The organism is Ignavibacteriota bacterium (assembly GCA_016707525.1).
Taxonomy (GTDB): domain Bacteria; phylum Bacteroidota; class Ignavibacteria; order UBA10030; family UBA6906; genus JAGDMK01.
In genome coordinates, this window is the sequence record JADJHP010000012.1 from 60,786 (window position 1) to 85,046 (window position 24,261).

Here is a 24,261-nt window from a genome sequence, read left to right on the forward strand (position 1 = left end):
CGCGGAGAATTTCGCTAGTATCGTACACACCCGCTGTTGTGCAGCAGTTGCCGCGACCGTTCACCAATCGGAGCAACAATGAGCATCGTATCGTCCCCGCCCGGGCCCATGCCCGGCCGCTTCCTGCGCGGTCTCTTCGCCGTCATCGTCTGTTGTGGATCCTGCGCCGGTGGTCATGCCCAGACCACGACGATACAGGGGATCGTCATGGATGCGCAATCGGCCGAACGTATTCCGTATGCGACGGTCCTGGTGAAGCGTACTTCATCCGCGGTCAAGAGCAACGTGGAAGGATTCTTCTTCCTGCAGAATGCTCCTGCCCGTCTCTGTACACTCGAAGTGCGGTATCTCGGCTATGCAACGCAGGACGTCCGTGTCGATGCGTCGAAGCCCATCACGAACCTCGTCGTGAAGATGAAACAGACGATCATTGCCGGGCAGGAAGTGACGGTGATCGCTGAGGCGGAGCCGAGGACCATGAAATCGGAGAAGGAGCCCGGGCTCGTGGCCCTGTCGCCAGCCGAACTGAGCTCATTGCCAAATATCGGTGAGGTGGACCTGTTCCGGGCGCTGCAGCTCCTCCCCGGCGTGTGCGGGACGAACGAATCCTCTTCGGGACTCTACGTTCGCGGCGGTGCTCCCGATCAGAACCTGGTCCTCTTCGACGGGATGACGATCCACCATGTGGACCACTTCTTCGGGTTCTTCAGTGCGTTCAACGTGGATGCCGTCAAGGACCTGCATTTCTACAAAGGCGGGTTCCCGGCACGGTATGGCGGTGTCCTCTCGAGCGTGATCGACATGACGGGGCGGACCGGTGATCAGAACTCATGGCGCGGCGGGGTCGGGGCCAGCCTGCTGAGTGCACACGGCGACATCGAGATCCCGCTGTGGAAGCAGGGATCGTTGTTCATCGCCGGGCGAACGACGTATGGCGAGAGCAAGCTGGCAACAAGCATCTACAAATTCCTCACCGGGGGACAGATCGGGAGCACGCGTTCTGGCGGCGGACCGGGTGGGGGCGGGCCGGGAGGCGGGCCGCCCCCCGGGGGAAATTTCGGGTCGGCGCAATACGAGGAGACCGTCCCACTCCCGTCGTTCTACGACCTGAATACGAAGGTGACGTACTATCTGACACCGGCGGACGTTGTTGCGGCAAGCCTGTATCACAGCAGCGACAAACTGGACCGGTCTGTGGAGAGTTCATTCGGTGGGGGGACCACGGATATCACGGACCAGAAGAACCTGGGGCTCAGTGCGCGCTGGTTCCATCAATGGTCGGCGTCGCTGTTCTCCAATCTGGTCGTCGCCAATTCGCGGTACACAAGCAATTACACGTTCGGGGTCGACGTTTCGGACACCAGCCGGTCGCAGTTCCGTGCCGGGGGTATCGGGACCGTCGAGGACAACGCTATCAACGAGTTCTCCGTCCGGTTGGATATGGATTGGCACCCCCATCAGGACCATGCGGTGGCATTCGGCCTCGACCTGGACCAGACAACGACCACGTATTCATTGACCCTGACGGATCCGTTCCGAGCCACGCGGTCCGGGCTCGTCGGGTTGGATCAGAAAGGGATCCAGGCATCGCTCTATGCCCAGGATGAGTGGGCGCTCACGGACCGTCTGACGATGACCCTCGGTGCACGGGGGACATACTACCAGCCGACACGTCAGCTCTTCATGGATCCGCGCATGAGTTTCCGGTACGTCCTCGCCGACCAGATCTCTGTGAAGGGTGCCGTAGGGCGATACCGTCAGTTCCTGAACCGCATTGTGAACGAGAACATCTCGCAGGGAAGCCGCGACTTCTGGGTCATGACCGGCGACCAGTTCAAGCCAGGCAGGTCGGAACACTACGTTGTTGGTGGGAGCTGGGAGAATGCCGATCTCCTGTTCGATGTCGAAGCCTATCACAAGACCATGACCGGGTTGGTGGAATTCAGCCAACGGTTCCGGATGACGGCTGCCGACCTCTATGCGTTCGCGACGGGGGAGGGGATCTCGCGCGGCATCGAGTTCCTGCTGCAGAAGAAACATGGAGCGTACACGGGATGGATCAGCTACACGCTGAGCAAGACCGACTATACCTTCCCGCTGATCAATGACGGGATGGCATTCCCTGCGGCACAGGACCAGCGGCATGAAGTGAAGGTCGTGAACTCGCTCACCCTCGGCCCGTGGAAGTTCGGGGCGAACTGGATCTATGGTTCCGGCACGCCGTATACGGCGCCGGTCAGCCAGTATTACCTTGAGATGCTCGGCGGGAATACCCTCACGTATGTCCACGTGGGGGAGAAGAATGGGATGCGGCTCCCTCCGTATCATCGCCTCGACCTTAGCGTCGCGCGCTCCTTCTCCAATGAAACGGAGGGGATGCGTTTCTCCGCGGGGCTGTCCGTATTCAACGTGTATGACAGGAAGAATGTGTCGTACTACACCTACGACATGAATACCTCGCCGGTCACGGTGTCGACCGTGGGTTCTCTCGGGATCACGCCGACCGTGTTCCTCCAGTTGGATTTCTAGGGAAGGAAGATCGATGAAGCGACAGTGGCTGGGAATGTGCCTGCTTGTCATGGCGCCGTGGTGGCTGGGCGGCTGCGGCCAGAGCACGGACAATACGACGACATCGGACACCGTTGTGCGGGGGTATCTGTATGCCGGTGAACCCGTGAACGACATACAGCTGACCGCGAGCATCGCGATCGGGGCCACGGATACCGCAGGGCCGCCGGTGACGGATGCCATCGTCCGGTTGACGCGCAACGGGGTATCGTATCTGCTCACGAGCGATACGGCCCGTCCGGGATACTATAGGTATACAGGAAGCGACCTGCCTGTGACAAGCGGCGATCAGTTCACCCTCTCGGTGGTCCGGGCGAGCCATGTGGTATCGGCTTCAACAACGGTCCCGGAGAAGCCGCTCGCCATCACGTGTTCCGCCGACACGCTGGACGTTTCGCTCCGGGCCATGTTCGGCAATTTCAAGGAGGTGTACAGCGACGACAGCGTCGTGGTCAGCTGGAGCGGGGGAGAGGAAGACCTGTACTTCACGCTCCTGAAGAACATCGATGCAAACCCGGTGGCGATCACGACCGATACCCTCCGGGGCTTCGATTTCATGTCGCAGCCGACGTCGCAGACACGCTACCGTGTTCCGGTGCGACAATTGCGCTACACGGGGCTGTACAGGCTCCTGGTGTACCGTGTCAATCAGGAATACGCAGACCTGTACCGGAGCAGGCAGCAGGACAACCGGACGCTCAACGAGCCGTTGACGAACATCAAGAATGGCCTGGGGGTGTTCAGTGCATTCGCGGCCGATAGCGTGACGTTCTGCGTCAGGCTGGAATGACACAGGCCGCGCCAAGGACGGCGCGGCCCGTGCGGAGGGACGAGGGCTCGACGGAGGGTGCCGCCACTATTTGCCGGTGGTGATGATGCGGCCGTCGGGGCCGAATGCGAGCCGCGTGTTCTTTGCGTACTCTGTCCCCTGGATGTTCGCGGGAGCAGCGAGCGTGCAGAACTGAAGCCGGCCGTTGTCATGGAACGATGTCCGGTCACCGCCACCGAACCACGCACTGAGGAAGCGGAACTTCGCGCAGGGAATGCCGTCGATCGTCTCATCCTGCGCGAGCCACGCGGTCTTCAGCGTGCCGTTCGGATGGAACCCGGTCATGAAGTTGTGTTCCGACCCGCGGCAGAGGTGCCCCTGGATCATCGTGTCTTCCTGCAGGAAACACCAGTCGAGAATGCCCTCCGGTGTCAGGTGGATGACCGTTCCTGCGGCCAGTGGCTGCCCGGAAAGCGTGTCCTCCCGCCCCAGTGTGCAGGACTGCAGCTTCCCCTTGTCGTCGTACGTGACCGTGCCGGTGCATGGGATCCCCTGGATCTCGGTCACCGTTCCGGCAGGGCCCGCGGCTGTGCGGCGGGTGACGGGCGTGTTGCTTCCTCCAATGAGAAGCAGGAGAGTGAAGATGACGGCCGCCGCCGCCCCCAGGCTCCCGAACGCGATGGTCCGTTGCCGTGGCGACACATTTTCGTCTTCGCGCCGCCCGAGGTACAGGCACAGTGCCGCGACCGCAAGGGGCAGGATGAACAGGAGCCACACTGCCGACTGCATGGCGCGGAACTCATACAACCGGTAGAACACGATGGCCCCTGCCATGAGCGCAACGAGGACCGCCGCTATGGTGAGAGGGAAGCGTCGGGCCAACTGTGCAATGCCGATGATGATCGCGCCGAGGACCACTCCGACGAGCGCCGGTGTTGACAGTCCACCTTCCGCGATGAGGAAGAGGGCCACGCCTGCGCCGATCGCCGTGAGGATCATGACACCGGCCTTGCGGTACTCCCCGATCATCACCAGATTCGTCAGTGCACGCGCTGCGAGCCCCAGGACGATCACCTGCACGAGCTCTTCAGCCGGCTCGCCTCGCGAAAGCCGCCAGAGAGCGAACCCCGATGCCGCGAGGATCACCACAAGGAAGCTGATGTTCCCCGAACGGGAGTGGATGAGGAGTTGTCGCTCATCCGCATGCCCCCGGGCCAACCCGAATTCGTGCAGGGCGGGGCGGAGCATGTATGCTCCTGCGATCAGCAGGATGCCGGCCGTGATACCCGAAGCAAAGAGCCCGGCCCCAACAAGGCCGATCGCGAGTGCCGAGAAAAAGATCCAGTCACGCTTCATGACGGTCGCCTTCCTCCAGTTCAAAAAGTTGTTCCACTGTCGTGTATAATTCCTTTGCCAGGAGCATCGCAAGCTTCACCGATGGATTGTAGTTCCCTTTTTCGATGGAGACGATGGTCTGGCGCGAAACACCCACTCTCTCTGCCAGCTCTTGCTGACTGATGTCGTTCCGCTCGAAGCGGTACTTCCTGAGATTGGTTTTCATGCATCGCCTGTGTTCGTGGGATGGGACACCCGAAAGATAACTGGCTGAACCGCAAATGTCAAGGTGACTTTACATATTGTAAAGTATAATGTACACATTTGCCGAATATTATTGAATTTTGGCATTTTTGGTGAGAGTTCGGGGACGGGTTTCTCGTGAAAGGGGCGGGTAGAGGTGGGCAGAAGGAGAAGGCCGGGCACATGGGGGCGTCCGGCCTTTCGAATGAGTTGCATGAGGAACGTGAGGACGCTCCTTCACATCGTCCGGTGTGCCCCGGTCAGAGGTTTCCGATCCTGCTGATAAGCCTGATCCACACGTCGGTCCCGCTTGCACCATTGGTCATGATCACGATCCCCGAACCTGTGGCAGGGTTGAACTGGCTGAAGCATCTGAACCCTGATCCGTTCGAACCACCGTGATGAATGATATCACCCTGGCCGGTCGTGTTGATCGCCCATCCGAGTCCCCAGTACACCGCCGTGGCGCGTGCACGGCCCGGGCGTTCGATGGGCTCGCGCGCGGAGACGGGGACCTGATGTGCGAGCATGGCTGCGGTGGAACGTGGTGTGAGAACACCGGCACGTGAGCCGGGATGCATCAACGCAATGATGAACCGAGCATAGTCGGCAGCCGACGTGTACAGCGTGTACGCGGCGTTGGCGTGCGTGTACGTTGTGGTGGTGTTGTACTTCCCATCCGCGGCGTGCCCTCCGGCAATGAGTCCGGCAATGTCTTCATTCCACGTGAACGAGATGTGCCGGAGACCGAGGGGTGCGAACAGCTCGCGCCTGGCCAGGATTTCGATCGGTTCGCCGGTGATCTTCTCGATCACCTGCTGCAGATAGTAGATCGCTTCGCCGGAGTAGCCGAAGTGCGATCCCGGCGGGAAGTTCACGGGAAGCGGACCGTCACGTTCATCACCTCCCCGCCGCCAGTTGGGAAGGCCAGAAGTATGCGACAGTGCCATCCGGGCCGTGATGCGTTCATGGCCGGGTTGTCCCCGCAACGAAGGGAGGTCGAGGTACTGGACGAGCGGCCGGTCGAGGTCCAGCTTCTTCTGTTCAACGAGTCGGAGCGCCATGACCGCCAGGACGGGTTTGGACATGGAACACGCTTCGAACATGGTCGACTCCGTGACGGCCTGTCCGTTCATCACGTTCGCTACGCCGTACTGGTGCGACCACACCACGGACTTCTTCTGGATGAGGGCAACAGACACTCCGGGTACGTGTGCCTCGCGCATCAGCCGGGGAGTGAGCGTGTCGATGAGAGCCGCGATGGAGTTCCAGTGTTGCTGGGCCACTGCCGGGGCATCGATATGGTCCAGCGCAAGCGATGCGGCAGTCCGCACATCCTGATCGGCATCGCTGAGCGCTGCGAGCAGCGCAGGCACTGCTTCCCGTGCGGGTGCTCCGATGCGGCCGAGCGCATGGGCTGCACCGTAGCGCACATCAGCATTGTCGTCCGCAAGGGCAGCGCCGAGCACCGTGGCGGCGGGCGCGGCCGCTGGCCCCATGTTTCCCAACGCGATCGTTGCTGCGTTGCGTGATGGATGATCGGCCCTCCGGAGCACCTCGAGCAATGCAGGAAGCGCGGGTGTGCCGATCGAAGCCAGCGCACGTGCGGATCTCCCGACCACGTACGGGTCGGCGTCAGAGAGACAATGGGCCAGAGCGGAGACCGTCTGCGGGCTGCCGGTTGAGATCACGCCGAGAGCAATGGCGGCCTCTTCGCGGACACGTGCGCTGCTGTCGGTGAGTGCACGGGCAAGCGCTTGCTCCGCGGGGCGTGCAGCTGTCCCGATCTTCCCGAGCGCGATGGCCGATCCTGCACGAACCGTGGCGCTGGTATCGGCGAGCCCGGCGGCAAGAAGCGGGATGGCCTCCCTGCCTGCCGAGGCAAGTGCGGTGATGGCCGTCCATCGCACGCTGGCATTCCGGTCGCCGAGCAGCGCGCGAGCTGTGCCACGTCGCTGCCGGGCTGCTGCGCGATCGCGCATTCATGGAAGGGAAGTATCACGAGCAGGAGAACGGCGGGGAGCATGCGGTGGAGAGTCACGATCATGTCATCCTACAATACGTTGTTGGGGGAAGGGGGCGCACGGTCCTGGTACCCCTATGGCCCGATGATACGGTCGATCAGATCCGCGTGAATGCTTCAAGACCCTTGAAGTATCGCTCGTAGGCGAAGAGGATGGGAAGCCCACCCGTATGAATGAAGACCGTCGGGATGGCCCGGTCCAGAACACCGGTCCGGGCAAGGTCCATCAACCCTGCCATGGCCTTCCCCGTGTACACCGGATCGAGGAGCACACCTTCGAGGCGGGCGGCACTGATGATGGCTTCGCGGGCCGATGGTGTGAAGACGCCATACTCTTCGTGATAGCGGTCGTACGCTTCGACCGCCTCGCGTCCGGGCACGTCCTCAGCGTCGAGGATGCCCGCGCATTCCCGCATGAGCTCCGCGGTTCGCTCTGCGATCTTTGCCGAGGTCCGTGATACGCTGATGCCGATCACGCGCGCCTCCGGCAGGAACATGCGCGCGCCAAGGATCGTACCGGCGAGCGTGCCGCAGGAGCCGACGGCGAGGACGATCTGGATCGGGCCGGTGCCGCATTGCCCGGCGAGTTCGTGCATCGCCCTGACGTACCCGAGTGCGCCCACACCCGTGCTTCCTCCTATGGGGAGGGTGAACGGCCTGCGTCCGGCCCGTGCGAGCTCGGCGGCCCAGGCATCCATCTCGCCCGCTAGCGCATCGTTGTCGTCGTTGTCCCTGAGATACCGGATCTCCGCTCCCAGGATATTCTCCAGAAGGAGGTTCCCCTGATATTCCTGGACTTCCGGGCCACCGAGGACCAGCTTCACATCGAGTCCGAGCTGGCGCGCAGCGGCCGCGGTCATGCGGGCGTGGTTGGACTGGGTACCGCCGATGGTAAGGACGACATCGTACTTGCCGCTGACGATCCCGGCGAAATCATACTCGAGTTTACGGGCCTTGTTCCCTCCCATCGCGAGGCCTGTCTGGTCATCCCGTTTGATCAGGAGCCGGGTGAGTCCGCAGTGCTTCGCCAGCCGGGGCGCATCCTGGAGCGGCGTCGGTTGGACCGAGAGTATGATCCGGGGGATGGAGTCGAGGGAATGCATGGTCGGGTCGAATACCTGATACTAAGGAATTCGGACGGGAGTGTCAACGTCAGCATTGGACTCGAGGTAGTGATGAGGCAACGGGCGTCACCGTGTGAGGACCATTTTCCTCGTCTGCTCAAATGAACCTGCCCGCAGTCTGTACAGGTAGATCCCAGAAGCAAGCCCGGCCGCGTCGAGCGTGGCTTCGTAGCTTCCGGCGCTGACGGTCGAGTCGACGAGGACGCGGACCTCATGGCCGAGAAGATCGAAGACCGAGAGCCGGATCGCGGATGCGACGGGGATCTCATAGCGGATGGTGGTCGTTGGATTGAACGGGTTCGGGAAATTCTCGGAGAGCGAGAACGCACGCGGAAGCGCGGAGGAGCCCGTGTCGGTGGCCGGGCCAGTGATGCGATACAGGCGTCCGGTGCCGTACGATACGACATAGAGCTCACGTTCACGGTCCTGGGCGAACGATGAAACGGTATACGGAGCATCGAGCAGGAGCGCATTCGTTGCGGGCTGCGTTCCATTCAGTGTCAGGGCCCATATGCGACCACTGGCATAATCCGCATAGACGTACCGTCCCCTCAATGAAGGAATGGCATTCCCCCGGTAGACATACCCTCCGGTGATCGAGACATCGCCCGATCCCCGTCCGTAGTCCCAGAGTGGCAGGATGGTTCCGGCAGTATCCCTGCAATCAGGATTGACGTTCGGGGTACAGATCTTGCCTTCCATCACGCGCCACCCGTAATTGCCCCCGGCAACGATCGTATCGATCTCCTCGCGTGCCCCCTGGCCGACATCGCCCGCCCAGAGCGTGCCGGTGAGTGCGTCGAAACTGAACTTCCAGGGATTGCGCAGGCCGTAGGCATAGATCTCCTTGCGATACCCCTGGGAGTTGCTGGCGAAAGGATTGGTGGGGGGGATCGTGTAGTTATACGGGAGCGTGGAGGAGTTGACATCGATCCGCAGGATCTTCCCCAGAGCGGTCGTCAAGGATTGGCCGTTGTTCTGAGGATCATTGCCCGAACCGCCGTCCCCGAAGCTGATGTACAGATAGCCATCAGGCCCGAAGGCGATCTTCCCACCGTTGTGATTCTCGTAGGGCTGATCCACAGAGAGGAAGATCGTCTCGCTGGTCTTCACCGCAGAGTCGGGGTTGGTCGCACTCACGATGTAGCGCGCGATATAGCTCTTCAGTGACCCGGAGGAAGAACTGGTGTAGTCGACGAAGAATTGTCCATTCGTCGCGTATTGGGGATGGAATGCCAGTCCGAGCAGTCCGGTCTCGCTGCCCGTAGTGGACACCACGCCTGTCAGATCGAGGAAGAGGCGCCGTTGTGGACTCGCTGCTGCGGCATTGAAGACCCAGATCTTGCCCCGTTGTTCTACAACGAAGAGCCGGCCCGTCCCGTCGCCCGCAGAGACACATTCGATAGGGAGGGAAAATGACGGCAACGATGGGAATGCATCCGTGAGCGTGAGCTGCGCCGGGACCCGGGCCACAAGGAAAAGCATGCCCACCGCGGCAAGAGTGATGCGAATCAGCATTGTCGTCCCCCTTCGTATGATCGTTGTTGACGTTTACCGCATCAGGATCATCGTGCGCGTTTGCACGAACCCTCCCGCCGAGAGGCGGTAGAAGTAGATGCCCGTTGCAAGGCCGGCCGCTTCGAACCGGACCTCGTGATCCCCGGGTTCCTTCATCTCGTCCACGAGCGTCGCCACGTGCCGGCCGAGAAGATCGAACACCTGCAGTCGCGTCAGGATGGCTGTTCGTGTCCGCGCCCCCCCTCCACCTCCTACGGTGTACCTGATCACCGTCGAGGGGTTGAACGGGTTCGGATAGTTCTGGGCAAGGGCGAATGCCAGGGGAATGTCTCCAGTCTCTTCAACACCCGTTGGGTCTCCACCGTTCCAGGCACCAACGACGAATGCCGGCGAGACCGTCATGTCCGACGCATGACCCTGCTCGTCGACGACGCGGATCCGGAGATCGACCGCGGAAGAGTCCTTGCCCGTGCATCCGGCGAGAGAGGAAGTGAAGATCGTGCCGACGCCGGAGCCGCTTACACCGTTCGCTGACACCGTCAGGGGGATCCACGGTCCACTCCGGATGTTCCGGTAGAACACGCGCGTGGAGTCGATGACCGGGAGCGTTCCGGGCATGGGAAGCCGCGAGGAGAATCGCAACGACGGAGCACTTTCGTGTCCGGTACTGTCGGTCGGGAGACCATCCCCGCCGAGAACGGCGAACGAGGTGATGAACGGGGGGTCGGGCATCGCGTGTGCGAGGTTCACGGAGTTGGTCAACGTGACCGCGCCGCGGAAGCCGCGCACGAAATAATTGTCGGACGTCAGGACGAGGTGATGCCATGCGGCGGGCAGCGCGATCGGTTCCCGGGGGGCGATGATCGTGCCCGCGTGAACGGGCTGCCAACCGGCGTTGTACACGACGTAGGTGCCGCGCCTCGCATCGTGATACCGGTCCTCAAGAAGGCTGCCGCGGAAGTTCGGGCCGAATTGGATGGACGTCCCCGAGAGGTTGTTGTACGACAGGCTCAGGATATGCAGGGGCGCCCTTCCGAAGTGCATCGTCCCGCCGTTCGGGAAGGCGCTGATCACCGGCGAGCGTTGCGAGGGGAGTGATGCGAGGATGCTGTCATTGCTCACCGTGAGATAGCGCGTCGAGTAGTCGAGGACATCCGTCGAGAGATCGCTGGCATTGATGTGGAACGCGAGAGAGGTATAGTGCGCCGGATCCTGATGCCCCATCATGGAAAGATGCAGCCGCACTTCTTCACCCTGCGTCTGTATCGTATCGTAGTCGATCTGTACGGGGTTGAAGAATTCCTGTCCACCCATGGTCTCGATGGCGATGACATCCGCATAGAACTTTGCCATCGACGTCCCGGGTGGGAGCGTGAACGAAAGGAGTTGCTTCACATAGCCTGATCCCGATGGTGTGCGGATGCTGCTTGCCCCGATCCCGCGGAACGCCGCATACTGCGGAAGGACCACGCGCCCACCATCGCGCCAGTCGAAATGGCTCTCCACGGGAAGGAACGCGACCCGGGCGGAGGCGGGACTTATGGGGAGTGATGCCGATCCGGTCGGAAAACGTCCGTACAGAGCGTAGCCCGACGGGAGCGAAGCCACCAGCGTCCTCTGGGTGTGTTCTGTGGGGGGGAACGGTGCGCCTGTATCGTCCGTCCCCTGGAGTTGGACGGTATGGACCGCCTCCGCGGGATCGAAATGGAACGCAGCGCTGCCGGTGAACGGGAGTTGTTCGCGTACGATCAGTGCTCCCGTTCCGGGGAACGACACCAGGAAATCGTACGCGCCCGCCGTTGCGCCTGCGACCTGCACATGGAGCTTATCGATCCAGCGGACCTTGGGCCCGAGCTTCGGTGCGACGGGTAGGATGACGGAATTCTCTCCGGCACCGATGAACGAAGGACCCGGTGCAGCAAAGGAGAGGAGCATCTGAGACGTCCGGGCGAACGCCCACGGGATCCCGATGGTGTCTTTCGTTCCATTCAGGAAGACCAGTCCGTCGCGGATCCTGATGTCTTCGTCGACGAGGGGAACAATGGCATTGTTCACGCTCAGCGTGATGACCACCTGCCGGGCGTCGTTGGGCATGAGCGTGAATGCTGAAGGCGATGCAGTCAATCCGACGCCGCTGCCCGAACCCGCCGCGCTCCAGGAATACTCCTGCGCCGTGGCGGCACGGTTCTCGATCAACAGGGTATCGGTCGTGGTCCAGGTCGTTGCCGATGCATCGTCCAGGCCGAAACTGAGGTGGCCGGGGAACGCGCGCGTGGTGAGCCCGAGCGCGCGCAATGCGTCGACTCGGCCGGCACCCTGCTGAAGGACGGACAGTCCCAGGTCGCGTGCGGAGTTCATCAGGATCGCCTTGATCGCGGCGGGAGTAAGGGTCTTGTCCCTGGACCGGAGCAACGCAGCAATGCCTGCCGCCATGGGTGAGGCCATGGAGGTCCCCGACTTGAGTGCGTATCCTCCGCCTGGAGCGAGGGACCAGATCATGTCGCCCGGTGCGGAGACATCCGGCTTGATCGCGAACGTTCCTCCGGCCGGGCCTTTGGAGGAATACTCCGCGCGACGGTCCAGAGAGTCCACGGCTGCCACGGTGATCGCCAGCCGGGCTGTGCCCGGACTGCCAACGGATTCCATGGCAGTATAATAGTAGTTGTCTTCCTTTCCCTGGTACGGGGTATAACGTCCGGCGTTGCCGGCGGAGATGCAGAACGTGATGCCCAGGCGAGTGGCGTTATCCACCGCGGTCGACAGCGCATCGTCGGGGTCACCGTAGTCCGAGCCCAGGCTCATATTCACCACATCGGGGCGATCGGATGGATCGCCGTTCTGATCGGGATCGGCAAGCCGTTCGATCGCTGCAAGGATGTCCGCCTCACGACCGCGGCCGCGGTCGTTGAGGACCTTGTAGGCAAGGAGACGGGAGAGGGGGGCAACGCCCTGGAGGTCTCCGGCATTCGCGGCAATGATCCCCGCGACATGCGTACCATGCCCGTTGTCGTCCATGGGATCGGGATCATGGTTCACGAAGTCGTAGCCGCCCGTCACGGTGAACCCCGGTCCGATCCCGCCGCCGAGCGCGGGATGGAGATAGTCGATGCCGCTATCGATGATCGCCACGAGCACGCCACTGCCCTTCACGGCATAGGCTGACCACGCTTCACGTGCATGGATCTGCCGGAGGCTCTTTTCGAGATGAGCTTCGTATGACTTTGCGCGATGGATCTTTTTGACATACGGGAGGCGTTCAACGATCCGGATGTCGTTTTCGCGAAGGGCCAATGCTGCGCCGTAGAAGACCTTATGATAGAAACGGTCTGGCGACAGGTCGAAGGCAGTGATCCCCTGGCGGTTGAGGTCTGCCGGGAACTCCGCACGACGGTCGAGGTACCGTGGAGCAGAAGCAGCGGCGGACGAATGGCTCGAGAGGATGAACTGAGGCTCCTCTGTGAATTCCACGATCACATCGATCAGGGAATCCCGGGCCACGGGCATAAGGGATGGGGTGGGGGTGGGATGCGCCGCCGGATCCTGCGCATGTCCATGAGGCAAGGAAACACGGCGAAAGAGCAGGGGCACAAGTGCCATCATCATGCATGGCAGGGGTTGCGCATGAGAGCGTGACCGACATCACAAGTGAGAGAACGGGGAAGCAGAGCGGTGCGCATCGTTGCTCCTGACCGATGGACGACGTCGGGGTAAAGCGGTGCTGGCTCGGTGTCAATGAGGTTGTAAGTGGTTCCAGACCCTGCCGACTCCGGACCATGTCCCCATCCCCGTCCGGGGAATTCAAAGTACAAGACCCCGTGTTCTCCCTGTCCTCGCGCGGGATTCCCGCGAGCAACGCTCGCAGATGTAGCGATCAGGAATGCCCTTCGTGAGATCGATCCTCTCTCCCATGTGCGCGGAAGCCTGCATGGTGGGACGCGGCTGCGTGAAGTGATAAGGGCGTCTATGGAACTTTCCCAAAATTCCCGCTACAGTATCACCTGCATGCGCACGGTCGCGGCATAGAACAGGAAGAACGGTCCTTGGGAGATGCATCGCCTCAAGTTCCATCGTTGTGATCGTTCTGTGTGCCGCCCTCACCGGGTCGGCGCAGACGTCCTCATTGCGTGCCACCCTCGACAGCATCGCCGGGGGCATTCAAGCGAAGACTGGTGTTGCGGTGTATGGTATCGAATCTCCGGACACACTGACCGTGGGGGGCAGCGGGCGGTATCCCATGCAAAGCGTGTACAAGTTCCCGCTCGCGGTTGCGGTCCTGCATGCCGTTGATCAGGGGAAGCTCTCGCTCAGCCAGAAGGTCCATATCCGGAAGAAGGATCTGTTGCCGAACACCTGGAGCCCGCTCCGCGAGAAGTATCCGGGTGGGAATGTGGATGTGACACTGGACGAGATCATCCGCTCCACGGTTGCGCAGAGTGACAACAACGGCTGTGACCTGCTCTTCCGTATGATGGGTGGGCCGGCAGAAGTGAACCGGTACATACATTCGCTGGGCGTCACGGACATCGCGATCGTGAACACGGAAGCGGAGATGCACCGCGACGACAGGGCGCAGTACCGCAACTGGTGTGCACCGGGAGCGATGGCGTTGTTGTTGAAGAAGTTCTATCGCGGGGAAGTTCTGGCACCTTCGACCAGCGCCTTTCTGCGCGAGGTCATGGAAGGAACGACCACCGGTCCGCGCCGCATCAAGGGGTTGTTGCCGGAGGGGACCGTTGTCGCCCACAAAACCGGCTCATCGGGTGTGTACGGGGACATCGTTCCGGCGACGAATGATGTAGGGGTGATCACGCTTCCTGACGGACGTCATCTGGCATTGGTCGTGTTCGTCACGGATGCGCATGAGCCGGAAGGGATGTGCGAAGGGTTCATTGCCCGCGTGGCACGCGCCGTGTGGGATGCGCATGTGCGGCCGTAGATCGGCATCCGCCCATTGATTTTCTTTTCGTTGCGGAGTACATTGAACCGTAGATGCGCAATGCTCCGCCCAAGAGGTCCCGTTGCACTATCCCCACCGGACAGATCGTGGCACTGGCCCGGTACAGCTGAGGCCCCCGTTGAAACGCGTTACCATCCATGATGTTGCCAGGCTTGCCGGCGTGTCGCTCGGGACAGTCTCGGCGGTCATCAACGAGAAGAACACGGTCAAGCCAGATACACGCCGCACGGTCCTCCATGCGGTCAAGCAGCTGAATTACCGCCCCTGGGGAGGGGCCCGCGATGCGGCCGGCCGGGCCCAGAGGCTCTGGACGATCAGTCTCATCGTCCGCGAATTGGATAACCCCTTCTATACCGCGATCGCCCTCGGTGCCATGTCGTATGCCGCCACAAAGGGGTGCATCGTCATCATCGCCAGCTCGGAAGGCGATCACACCGTGGAAGAACGGATCACGGAATCCTTCCTCCGCAAGCACATCAAGGGCGCCATCATCGCGCCCGTGCTCGAAGGCGACGCCGAGATCGAACACCTCTTCCGGCTTCGCCGGCTCAACTTCCCTTTCGTTCTTCTCGAGCAGGTGAAGGGTATCCAGTCGAACGTCGTCTCCATCGACAATATCAAGGCGATGAGGAATGCGGTCCAGTATCTCCTCGATCTCGGACACCGGCACGTCGTTCATTTCGCCGGGCCGATGCACGCATCGCACACCTTTGAACGCATCCAGGGATTCCACCGTGCGTTCACGGAAAGCCGTCTCGCTTCCCGCGAAGACCTGATCGTGTATGCCGGCGCGCATGTGCAGGATGGCTATGATACGTGCAAACGCTATTGTGCCGGGCGCGGACATGATGCATACCCGACGGCCATCGTCTGTTACAATGATCTCGTCGCATTCGGTGTCATGGCTGCGCTCACTGAGCTGCACATCCGGGTGCCCGAAGAGATCTCGATCGTCGGAAACGACGATATCACCTTCTCCAGCCGTGCCCCGGTGAAGCTGACCACCGTCCGCGCCCCGCTTTTCGATCTCGGGAGCCGGGCCGCGGAGATCCTGATACGCAACATCGAATCGCAGGCCCCGCTCCCGATCGAGAACATCCTCCTCGATGCGGATCTGATCGTCCGGGAGTCCGCCGGGCCACCCCGCGACCACACTCTGTAAGGAACCTGTCATGCGTCATGCCCTCACCACGATCGCAATGCTCCTGGCGTGTGCGGCTGCTGCTCACGCCGCTTCCTGGCAACCGCTCTTCAACGGCCGCGACCTGGCTGGCTGGAGTCAACGGAACGGCCAGGCCACATACACCGTCCGGGATGGTGCTCTTGTCGGAACGACCGTCGTCGGGTCGCCCAACAGTTTCCTGTGCACCACGGACTCCTACGGCGACTTCATTTTCGAGTGCGAGTTCATGGCGGACTGGGGACTGAACTCAGGTGTGCAGATCCGCAGTGAACGATCGCCCGGCGTGCGCGGGGGACGCGTGTACGGGTACCAGGTGGAGATCGATCCCTCCGACCGTGCCTGGACCGGCGGCATCTATGACGAGTCGCGCCGTGGTTGGTTGCATACGCTCGAGGCGCAGCCGGGATCGAAGCAAGCCTACCACAAGGACGGATGGAACCTCCTGCGTGTCGAAGCCCGTGGTACGTCGATCCGCACGTGGGTGAATGGTGTCCCATGCGCTGATATCCTGGACAATACCACGCTACGCGGCTTCATCGGATTGCAGGTCCATGGGGTCGGCAACGACTCGACCAAGGCAGGGATGTGTGTGCGTTGGAGGGACCTGCGCATCATGACCACCGGCCTCGATGGAGAGTGGACGAAGAATGCCGGCGGCATTGCGCAATACAATTATGTGCCGAACACGATCAGCGACCGGGAGCGTGCCGATGGCTGGAGCCTCCTCTGGGATGGCGCAACGACAAAGGGCTGGAGGGGTGCGAAGGTGGCAGCATTTCCGACGAAGGGCTGGGACATCATCGATGGTACACTCTCGGTATCGGAGGCCGGCGGTTTTGAGTCGCGCATGGGAGGCGACATCGTGACGGAGGCAGAGTATACGAACTTCATGCTCATCGTTGATTTCCGTATCGCGGCCGGTGCGAACAGCGGGATCAAGTATTTCGTCGACCCCGGGTTGAACAAAGGCGAAGGTTCGGCCATCGGGTGTGAATATCAGATCCTGGACGATGCGGTCCACGAGGACGCGAAGAAAGGCATGAATGGGAACCGGAAGCTTGCAGGGCTCTACGACCTGATCCCGCCGCAGAATGTACGGTTCAACGGGATCGATGAGTGGAATCGCGCAACGGTGATCGTGAACGGACGTCATGTCGAACACTGGCTCAACGGCTTCAAGACCGTGGAGTATGAGCGCGCAACCCAGATGTGGCGCGCACTGGTCGATCACAGCAAATACGTCGTGTGGCCATCGTTCGGCGAGGCGTCCCGCGGTCATATCCTGTTGCAGGACCACGGCAACCGTGTCTCATTCCGCAGCATCAAGATCCACCCGCTGCCCTGAGGGGCCATTGCCGGGAGCGAAGGCTGTGCAAGGTGCACGCCGCTGTAGAGGATGGTGCGTGATCAGTTCATCCAACGCAACAGAGGGATCCATGAAGAATTCGCGTAGAGAGTTTCTGAAGGGTGCCGGCGCAGCGGTGACCGGTGTCATGCTGGGCGGGGCGGGATCCACCGCGTCGAGTTATGCGCGGATCATCGGGGCGAATGACCGCCTGATGGTGGGCGTGGTGGGGTTCTCCGACCGCGCAAAGGATGCGCTGTTGCCGGCGTTCTGGAAACACGCCGATGAGCTGGGATTCGAGATCGTAGGCGTATCAGACATCTGGAACCGGCGACGCGCTGAAGGGCTCGCGTTCGTGAAAGAACGGACCGGGAAGGCTGTCCGGGCCTACAGGAACAACGACGAACTCTACGCCGACAGGGACGTGGACGCCGTGATCATCTCCACGGCCGATTTCCAGCACGCACGGCATGCCGTTGAAGCGGCACAGAACCGGAAGCATGCGTATGTCGAGAAGCCGTTCGCGGAGACCATGAGCGACAATCGGCTGGCGCTGGAGGAAGTGCGGAAGTCCGGTATCGTCCTCCAGATCGGTTCGCAGCGGAGAAGTGGGCCGAACTATCAGAAGGCGGCGGAGTATATTGCCTCAGGGAAATTCGGCCCCATCACCATGGTGGAAATGTCCTGGAACATCAATCAGCCGGGACGCTGGCGCCGGCCTGGCCTTGTCGCCGATATACAAGAGAGCGATACGGATTGGAAGCGCTATCTCATCGGCAGGCCGCACGAGTCCTGGGATCCGCGCAAATATGTGGAGTATCGCCTGTTCTGGCCGTACTCCTCGGGCATTCCCGGGCAGTGGATGTGCCATCAGATCGATACGGTGCACTGGTTCTCCGGGTACAAATTCCCGCGGACCGTCACGGCGAACGGCGGCATTTATATGTGGGATGATGGCCGGAAGAATTTCGATACGATGACGGCGGTGTTCGATTTCGGGCCGGTGGAGGAGCCGCACAAGAAGGGCTTTCAGGTCGTGTACTCGTCGCGTATGCACAACAGTGCCGGCGGTATCAAGGAGATCTATTACTCCAACGGCGGGGAACTGAATTTGGATACCAACCGGGTGACATCGAACGGGGGACTGCAGGAGCGTGAAGCTTCGGCGATGGGCTTGAAACCAAACCTGTTGCCGGAGACGGAGCTCACCGATGCATCGGTCCGTGCCCAGACAGCTGCGGCGACGGGGGTGGATCTGATGACGAGCCTGCACATGCGAAACTGGCTCGAATGCATGCGTAGCGGGCAGACGCCGAACGCACCGGTCGAAGCCGGATATTATCATTCCGTGTCGACCATCATGACGACCGCGGCCCTGCACACTGGCAAGGCGGTGACGTTCGATGCGAAGGCACAGGAAGTACTGGCCGGGGGTGAGGTCTTCGAATTCTGAATTAAGAACTAAGAATTCTTAATTCTTAATTGAAAGAGGCTTTTCGTATGATCAGGATAGCACGAACCAATTCTGACAGCCCGGAGTTTCTCCGCCTGGTGGAACTGCTGGATGAACATCTGGCACGGGTCGATGGGGAAGAACATCCGTACTACGCGCAATTGAATGCCACGGATGTCCCCCGGAACGTCGTCCTGGCGTATACGAACGGCGGAGCCGTGGGGTGTGGCGCGATCCGGCCGTTCCCGCAGGACATGATGGAGGTCAAGCGCATGTTCGTTCTCCCGGCGTGGCGCAGAAAGGGGATCGCCGGACTGATCCTGGCGGAGCTCGAGGACTGGGCGCGGCAGCTCGGGGCCAGCGCTTGCGTCCTGGAAACAGGAAGAAAACAATCCGAGGCCGTTGCTCTGTATGCCGGTCAGGGCTATCATCAGATCGCCAACTATGGTCCGTTCATCGGTTTAGGGAACAGTATCTGCTTTCAGAAGACCCTCCACCAAGTACAAGAGTAGCAGCGTCGGTCACTCTCCTGCGTGATGGCTTGCCGCTGATCCCACGATGATCGTCCAGGATCATGGGGAAGTGTCGTGGGATCTCCGGATGGATGCCTGAGGCCCTGCGGGAAAGATGCTCCGGACTACTCCAGCGGAATGCGCTCCGCATTGCTCTTGAGCCATGCATCAAATGTCAGCAGCGCTGGATTGAGTGAACGCGAGACGCCGATGTCGCGCGCACCACAATACTCCTTTTCAAAATCGCGCTTGTACTGGAACATGTTTCCCATGTCCTCTGCGCCAGGGAATCCGAATCCCCGGTACACATCCGGAGGCACGTCGTTGTATCGGACCTCCTGTCGGAGTGCCTTCGTCAGGGCGGCCGCCATCTGCGCGCCGGTGAGATGCTCTCCGGCGATCCCCACGGTCTTCCCGATGTACTCGCGCCCCTTTCTGAAGATGCCATACGCACACCGTCCGATATCCTCCGAGGCGATCCCGGGAAGCTTCTTGTCGCCCATGGGATAGGTCAGGGCGAGTGTACCATCTGCACCCTTCTTGGGCCCCGCACCAAAGTAGATGAGGTTCTCCCAGTAGAACGACGTCAGGAGGAATGTCGTGGGGACGCCGAGATCGGTGAACGCCTGATTCGCCTCATTCTTGGCATCGAAGTGCGCGACCTTGTACTTGCCCATGAGTGTTGGCATCCTGTCGTCCGAGAGCGGCACGAGCTTGCGGGTGTCTTCGAACGTGGACCAGATCGCATGCTGGATCCCCGCTGCCTTCGCCGCCTGTGCCATCGCCAGGGCGTTCGCCTTCTCGCGTTCGGGAGAGAAGTGTGCCCAGAAGAAGGTGACACAATATGCCCCGTATGCCCCGGCAAAGGCCTTCTTCAGACTCTCAACATCATCAACATCGCCGGCGACCACTTCCGCCCCGAGTTTGGCAAGTTCCTTTGCCTTGTCCGATGTGACATCGCGGGTGATGGCCCGGGCTGCAAAGCCTCCGCCCGGACTATTGAGGATTGCGCGTACCAGTCCGCCGCCCTGGGCGCCAGTTGCACCAACCACTGCGATGATCTTTCTCTCCGCCATGCCGATCCCTCCTGCTGTGTGAGGTGCTTGACTCATGAGGTGTGTCTACACTGTGTAACCTCAAAGGGGGGGTGCATCGTTCCCTTGGCACTATCTCAAGAGAACGATCTTTCCACTCTGCACCGACCTGCCAGCCATGAACCTCACGATATACACCCCGCTCGCATGGCCGGATCCGTCGAAGGTCACTTCGTGTGCTCCGGCATCCATTGCTGCATCGACGAGCGTAGCGGTCTCGCGCCCGAGGAGATCGTAGACCTTCAGCGTGACCTCATCGTCCGATGCAAGCCTGTACCGGACCTCCGTTGATGTGTTGAATGGGTTCGGAAACGCCCCTTCGAACATCGATCCCAGGCCGGCGGTGTCCGCCGATATGCCGATGCCCGCCGGTGCATCTCCGTAACGTGGCCGGGCGATCACGCCCTCGTCACTCAGCAGCACGGACAACGCATCATCAGTCAAGACGGCGCTCACCGTCGTCGGTGCACCGTCCAGCTCGGCTGCATTCAGAACAAGCCGTATCCCGTGACTGTAATCCGCGTAGGTCTCCCCGTGTCCATTGTAGAGGGGTTGGATCGGGCTCCCGTTCAGTTGATGCCAACCGTAAATGACCACCGGCTTCGGAACACCCGCCTTCAGGTCGCTCCGGATCTTGTTCGAGATCACGACATCCTTCTTGGTTCCCCCGACCAATGATCCTTGAGGAAATGATCCGAGCACGGGTTGCCGTTGGGTCCAGACGATGGAGTCGTGCTGGACGAACACCGGGACCGTGATCATTGCTCCGCTCGGCGGTATCGGGGCCGGGGCCAGCTTCACGGAGGATGCCGCGTAGATCTCATTGACCATCTTGCGCGTTGGCAGCGTGCACCGCAAAGCATCGGCAAGCCGTTGAGCCAGGAGGGGAGTCATCGGCATGAGGAGGTACCGCTCGTCCGGTCCCAATGCGAGATAGTCCGGCGTCGTGTGGAAGGTGACGCTGCGAGGCTGTCCGTTGATGACCGCCGATGCGGTCACGGGGACAAGTGTCCGGAGGAATGCCGGAACGTTCCCGGCCATGAACCAGCGATACACGGAATCCTCCCGGGCCTCACGCGTGAGGGGGGTGAGGATGCGCAGCATGTCGTCACGCGTGTAGGCGTCAACCGGGCGCGGGGGAAGGGCGAGGGATTGCGCATGCGCCTGGGCCATACAGAGCGACAGGAGAAAGATCGCGATGATCCTGGATCGGTACATACGTGCTCCCTATTCTCTGGAGTAACCCGGACAATTGCGGAGAGATTGCAAAGTGAATCATCGTGTGCATGCGTGGCGGGTTGCCGGGCAGGCGACCATGCACTGATCTCAAATGCTCTGTATGACGAATTGCTGTTGCCGCCTCATGCGATCAACTTACTTCATCAGGAGCATTCGTCGGGACCACACGGCGTTTCCGGTACGCATCCTGCAGATGTAGATCCCGCTCGAGAGACCCGCGCCATGGAAGGTCAATGTGAACCTGCCCGCATCTCTGACCTCATCCAACAGTGTCGTGATCTCTCTTCCGAGTACGTCATAGATCGAAACGCGTGTCCGTTGCCGGGCGGCAAGGGAGATGGTGATGCGCGTGGAGGGATTGAAGGGATTCGGGTAGTTCTGCTCCAGCGAGCTCTCCCCGGGGATGGCCGCCGTGCCATCGTGCCGGACGTTGGTACCCGTGCTGAGCCACTGGAATTCCACGGCATCGGTGCGCAGCACCTTGCCGGAGACCACGGGAACCATCGCGTCGGTGATCCGCACCGTCAGCGCCGTATCGGCCGGCAGATCCCGTTCCCAGAGACGGACCCAGCTTCCACTGCCAGCATTCTGGTCCCGGAACAGGGAATCGATCGTGGTGGATCCACACACCAGGTCGTATCGGGCGCGGAGCGATGCATTCACGGTCGTTGGAACGATGGCGCTGACGTTGTACAGCCCCGGTCTCTTCAGGCGGACCGTGAATTGAGCCGCCACGCCAGGTGCGGGGTATGCATACCTGCTTGTGGAGTTGAGGCCGCCCGCTGAACTGAACGCCCAGTTCCCCGTCTCGCCATAGCGCGAGGGATCCCGGTCATCGATGAGCACAAAATACTCGCGCGCCTGTCCATGGAGAGCTACCCTGACCCCGGCGTGGAGCGGATCGTCTGTCGTGAGAACCAGCGTGTCAACAAAGGCGCCGACGATCGAAGGAGTGCATCGCAGGTTCAGGGTGTGCTCACCCATGGCCGGGAGAGCAAGGGGGAGAGCATCCATCACCGATGCCGTTCCCCGAACGGTGGTTGCAGAAAGTATATGCGCAGTGTTCACTCCGGAGTTGCGGATCACCAGCCCGCGCTCCGACTGCTCACCGACGATCAGGGCCCCGGCATCGAAGGTCGAGGGGGCTTCCACCCACCGTTCGCGAACGAGCGCTGAGACTCTGATCGCATCCGCGCCGAACATTGTCGCTCCCGGAGACCCCCAGCAGGTGAGAGCAACATGCGCCTGTCCCGGGCCCTCTGCCCGAAGTGTCCCAACATGGGTCCAGGTATCCGCCGGCAACACAGAGCTGAAAGATGTCACACGTTCGTTCCCGTCTGCGCCCCAGAGTATGCGTCCGGCCGCGCAAGGGGCCGTGGTTGCAGGGATCCTGATGGAGATGTTGAACGTTCCTTGTGCTGGGATCGCGACGTTCCAGCGTGCCATGGCTGAGTCGCCCGGCGCCAGCGTGCACAGGCGGAAGGATGCATCGAATCCGCTCCCGGTGACGCTCTGCCATGAGCCGTGCAGTTCTTCGTATCCTGTGGAGCTGTTGTCGACGATAGCATCGTCGGGAAGGTACCGGATGATCCTGGTGCTGAGGTTCCCCGCCGTATCGGTGACACCAACGCCCAGACGTGCAAGATCTGACCGGGGCACGCCTGAAGTGGTCTTCCATTCTTGTGCACCGGTCTGCTCAAGGGGAAGGATGCGGTAGCGCTCATACCTGTCCTTGATGGCGACAAAGGGCTGCGGCTGAAAGATCGGTTCATCGGAACGGATCACCCAGAGCAGATCACCACCGCCTGTCTCTGACTCCATGACGGTCAAGTGCGGGGCCACGGAATCGGCGGTCTTCAGCCACGTCTGCATGGCCTCGATGGCCGAGCAGTACCGGTAGTCGATGGTGGGGTAGCGGCTGGCAACCGCATGTACTGCTGCATTCAGCTTCTGGAGGTTTTCCGGGAAATCTGATTCGGGCAGGTGCGCCCAGAGGCAAACAACCTGATCGGTCCCTTGTGCGGCGAGCGCAAATGCTTGCGTGAGGAATGCGGAATCGGCTCTGGTCACATACGATGAGCGAAGATTCCAACCGCTCCCGTTGCCGGGCACCTGATAGTCCGATCGCGAGGGATGGAAGGGGATGAATGAGGATGGTGCCCGTGACCAGTCGTACACATTGTCTACTGGTTCCACCGGGTCGTTGTGCGCCGCCGGCCAATCATTGTGCATGCTGAAGGGGAGGAGATGGTCGAGGCGTTGCTGCCAGGCGTTGTTCATTGCATGCCAGCCACTGCGGAACGAGACGGGGAAGACCTCTTCCTCGAGGAGCATCTCGGCCAGGGTCTGGTCGAAGTCGGGGGCGAATTCATCGTACGTCACCGCCTGATTCCAGTACCAGATGCCGTCCCCGTTGCGGTCGCTCCACACCCAATTGTGGTAGTGGAACGTGAGTTCGTCGCCCCATTGCCGTAACCGTTCGCCATGAAACCGTTTCATCAGATAGACGGGCATGGTGCTGGGCACCGGGATGTCCGTGTTCACGGAAAGGCGGAACATGTTCCCCGCCATCATCCACCAGGTAAGCTTCATCGGGGTGCCATGCCGGTCGGTGAGTGCCGAACGGAACGCAGGGTCCATGACCCGTGACGCGTTCATGGTGGGGTCAGAGTACAGCGCTCCAGAGAGCGTGCAGTGGTATCGTGCAACATTGAGGCCGGTCCAGAGTCCCGTGTCGGAACCGATGACAAAGAGGACCCGCCCCTCTCCGGAGGCAGAAGAGGCGAAGCACATGGCCAGCGCGGCAAGCAGCAGAGATCTCATGGGGTGCTCGAAGGGGCTCGTTGACAGGAAGATACGGAATTCAGAGCTCAGAAATCCTATCAGTGAACTGCATTC

Annotated in this window: 16 protein-coding genes; 7 read left to right on the forward strand and 9 right to left on the reverse strand. The window is 61.2% G+C overall.

Features of this window, described 5'->3' with window-relative positions; all coding sequences use genetic code 11:
* Window positions 1-78 precede the first annotated feature (78 nt).
* Both IPI01_17710 and IPI01_17715 read left to right on the forward strand, forming a co-directional pair.
* Window positions 79-2,529 carry a TonB-dependent receptor gene (locus tag IPI01_17710; GenBank protein MBK7259598.1) on the forward strand — a complete coding sequence of 817 codons (2,451 nt, stop codon included), beginning with the start codon at window positions 79-81 and terminating at the stop codon, window positions 2,527-2,529.
* A 13-nt stretch (window positions 2,530-2,542) separates the two neighbouring features.
* Complete coding sequence (locus tag IPI01_17715; GenBank protein MBK7259599.1) at window positions 2,543-3,358, forward strand: DUF4249 family protein; 816 nt, start codon at window positions 2,543-2,545, stop codon at window positions 3,356-3,358.
* Between the two features lie 66 nt (window positions 3,359-3,424).
* Here IPI01_17715 and IPI01_17720 read toward each other — a convergent pair whose 3' ends face one another.
* From IPI01_17720 to IPI01_17745, 6 genes are all read right to left on the reverse strand, one after another.
* Entirely contained in the window at window positions 3,425-4,693 is a 1,269-nt protein-coding gene (locus IPI01_17720) for a hypothetical protein (protein ID MBK7259600.1), read from the reverse strand.
* The gene (locus IPI01_17725; GenBank protein MBK7259601.1) at window positions 4,683-4,898 is read right to left on the reverse strand and encodes a helix-turn-helix transcriptional regulator; all 216 of its coding nucleotides are present in this window, start codon (window positions 4,896-4,898) and stop codon (window positions 4,683-4,685) included. Before IPI01_17725 ends, IPI01_17720 begins: the two co-directional genes overlap by 11 nt.
* Before the next feature lie 277 nt (window positions 4,899-5,175).
* Complete coding sequence (locus IPI01_17730) at window positions 5,176-6,897, reverse strand: serine hydrolase (GenBank protein ID MBK7259602.1); 1,722 nt, start codon at window positions 6,895-6,897, stop codon at window positions 5,176-5,178.
* Between the two features lie 139 nt (window positions 6,898-7,036).
* Complete coding sequence (locus tag IPI01_17735; GenBank protein ID MBK7259603.1) at window positions 7,037-8,041, reverse strand: D-cysteine desulfhydrase family protein; 1,005 nt, start codon at window positions 8,039-8,041, stop codon at window positions 7,037-7,039.
* An 87-nt stretch (window positions 8,042-8,128) separates the two neighbouring features.
* Window positions 8,129-9,580, reverse strand: a complete 1,452-nt coding sequence (locus tag IPI01_17740) for a PQQ-dependent sugar dehydrogenase (GenBank protein MBK7259604.1) — start codon at window positions 9,578-9,580, stop codon at window positions 8,129-8,131.
* A 33-nt stretch (window positions 9,581-9,613) separates the two neighbouring features.
* Entirely contained in the window at window positions 9,614-13,048 is a 3,435-nt protein-coding gene (locus IPI01_17745) for a S8 family serine peptidase (GenBank protein ID MBK7259605.1), read from the reverse strand.
* Window positions 13,049-13,631: 583 nt separating this feature from the next.
* Between IPI01_17745 and bla the strand changes: the two genes are divergently transcribed.
* From bla to IPI01_17770, 5 genes are all read left to right on the forward strand, one after another.
* Window positions 13,632-14,516 carry a class A beta-lactamase, subclass A2 gene (gene bla / locus IPI01_17750; GenBank protein MBK7259606.1) on the forward strand — a complete coding sequence of 295 codons (885 nt, stop codon included), beginning with the start codon at window positions 13,632-13,634 and terminating at the stop codon, window positions 14,514-14,516.
* Window positions 14,517-14,643: 127 nt separating this feature from the next.
* Window positions 14,644-15,699, forward strand: coding sequence for a LacI family DNA-binding transcriptional regulator (locus IPI01_17755; protein ID MBK7259607.1), 1,056 nt, complete (start codon window positions 14,644-14,646; stop codon window positions 15,697-15,699).
* Between the two features lie 10 nt (window positions 15,700-15,709).
* Window positions 15,710-17,065 (forward strand): DUF1080 domain-containing protein, encoded by a 1,356-nt coding sequence (locus tag IPI01_17760; protein MBK7259608.1) that lies wholly within the window; start codon window positions 15,710-15,712, stop codon window positions 17,063-17,065.
* A 91-nt stretch (window positions 17,066-17,156) separates the two neighbouring features.
* Complete coding sequence (locus IPI01_17765) at window positions 17,157-18,518, forward strand: Gfo/Idh/MocA family oxidoreductase (protein MBK7259609.1); 1,362 nt, start codon at window positions 17,157-17,159, stop codon at window positions 18,516-18,518.
* A 47-nt stretch (window positions 18,519-18,565) separates the two neighbouring features.
* Window positions 18,566-19,030 (forward strand): GNAT family N-acetyltransferase, encoded by a 465-nt coding sequence (locus IPI01_17770; GenBank protein ID MBK7259610.1) that lies wholly within the window; start codon window positions 18,566-18,568, stop codon window positions 19,028-19,030.
* 125 nt (window positions 19,031-19,155) lie between these two features.
* Here IPI01_17770 and IPI01_17775 read toward each other — a convergent pair whose 3' ends face one another.
* The 3 genes from IPI01_17775 to IPI01_17785 all read right to left on the reverse strand — a co-directional run bounded on the left by IPI01_17775 (window position 19,156) and on the right by IPI01_17785 (window position 24,186).
* Window positions 19,156-20,106: an NmrA/HSCARG family protein gene (locus IPI01_17775; GenBank protein MBK7259611.1), complete on the reverse strand. Its 951-nt coding sequence runs from the start codon at window positions 20,104-20,106 to the stop codon at window positions 19,156-19,158.
* A 90-nt stretch (window positions 20,107-20,196) separates the two neighbouring features.
* A complete protein-coding gene (locus tag IPI01_17780; GenBank protein MBK7259612.1) occupies window positions 20,197-21,342 on the reverse strand; it encodes a T9SS type A sorting domain-containing protein in 1,146 nt (381 codons plus the stop codon).
* Window positions 21,343-21,498: 156 nt separating this feature from the next.
* The gene (locus IPI01_17785) at window positions 21,499-24,186 is read right to left on the reverse strand and encodes a T9SS type A sorting domain-containing protein (GenBank protein ID MBK7259613.1); all 2,688 of its coding nucleotides are present in this window, start codon (window positions 24,184-24,186) and stop codon (window positions 21,499-21,501) included.
* Between the last annotated feature and the right edge of the window lie 75 nt (window positions 24,187-24,261).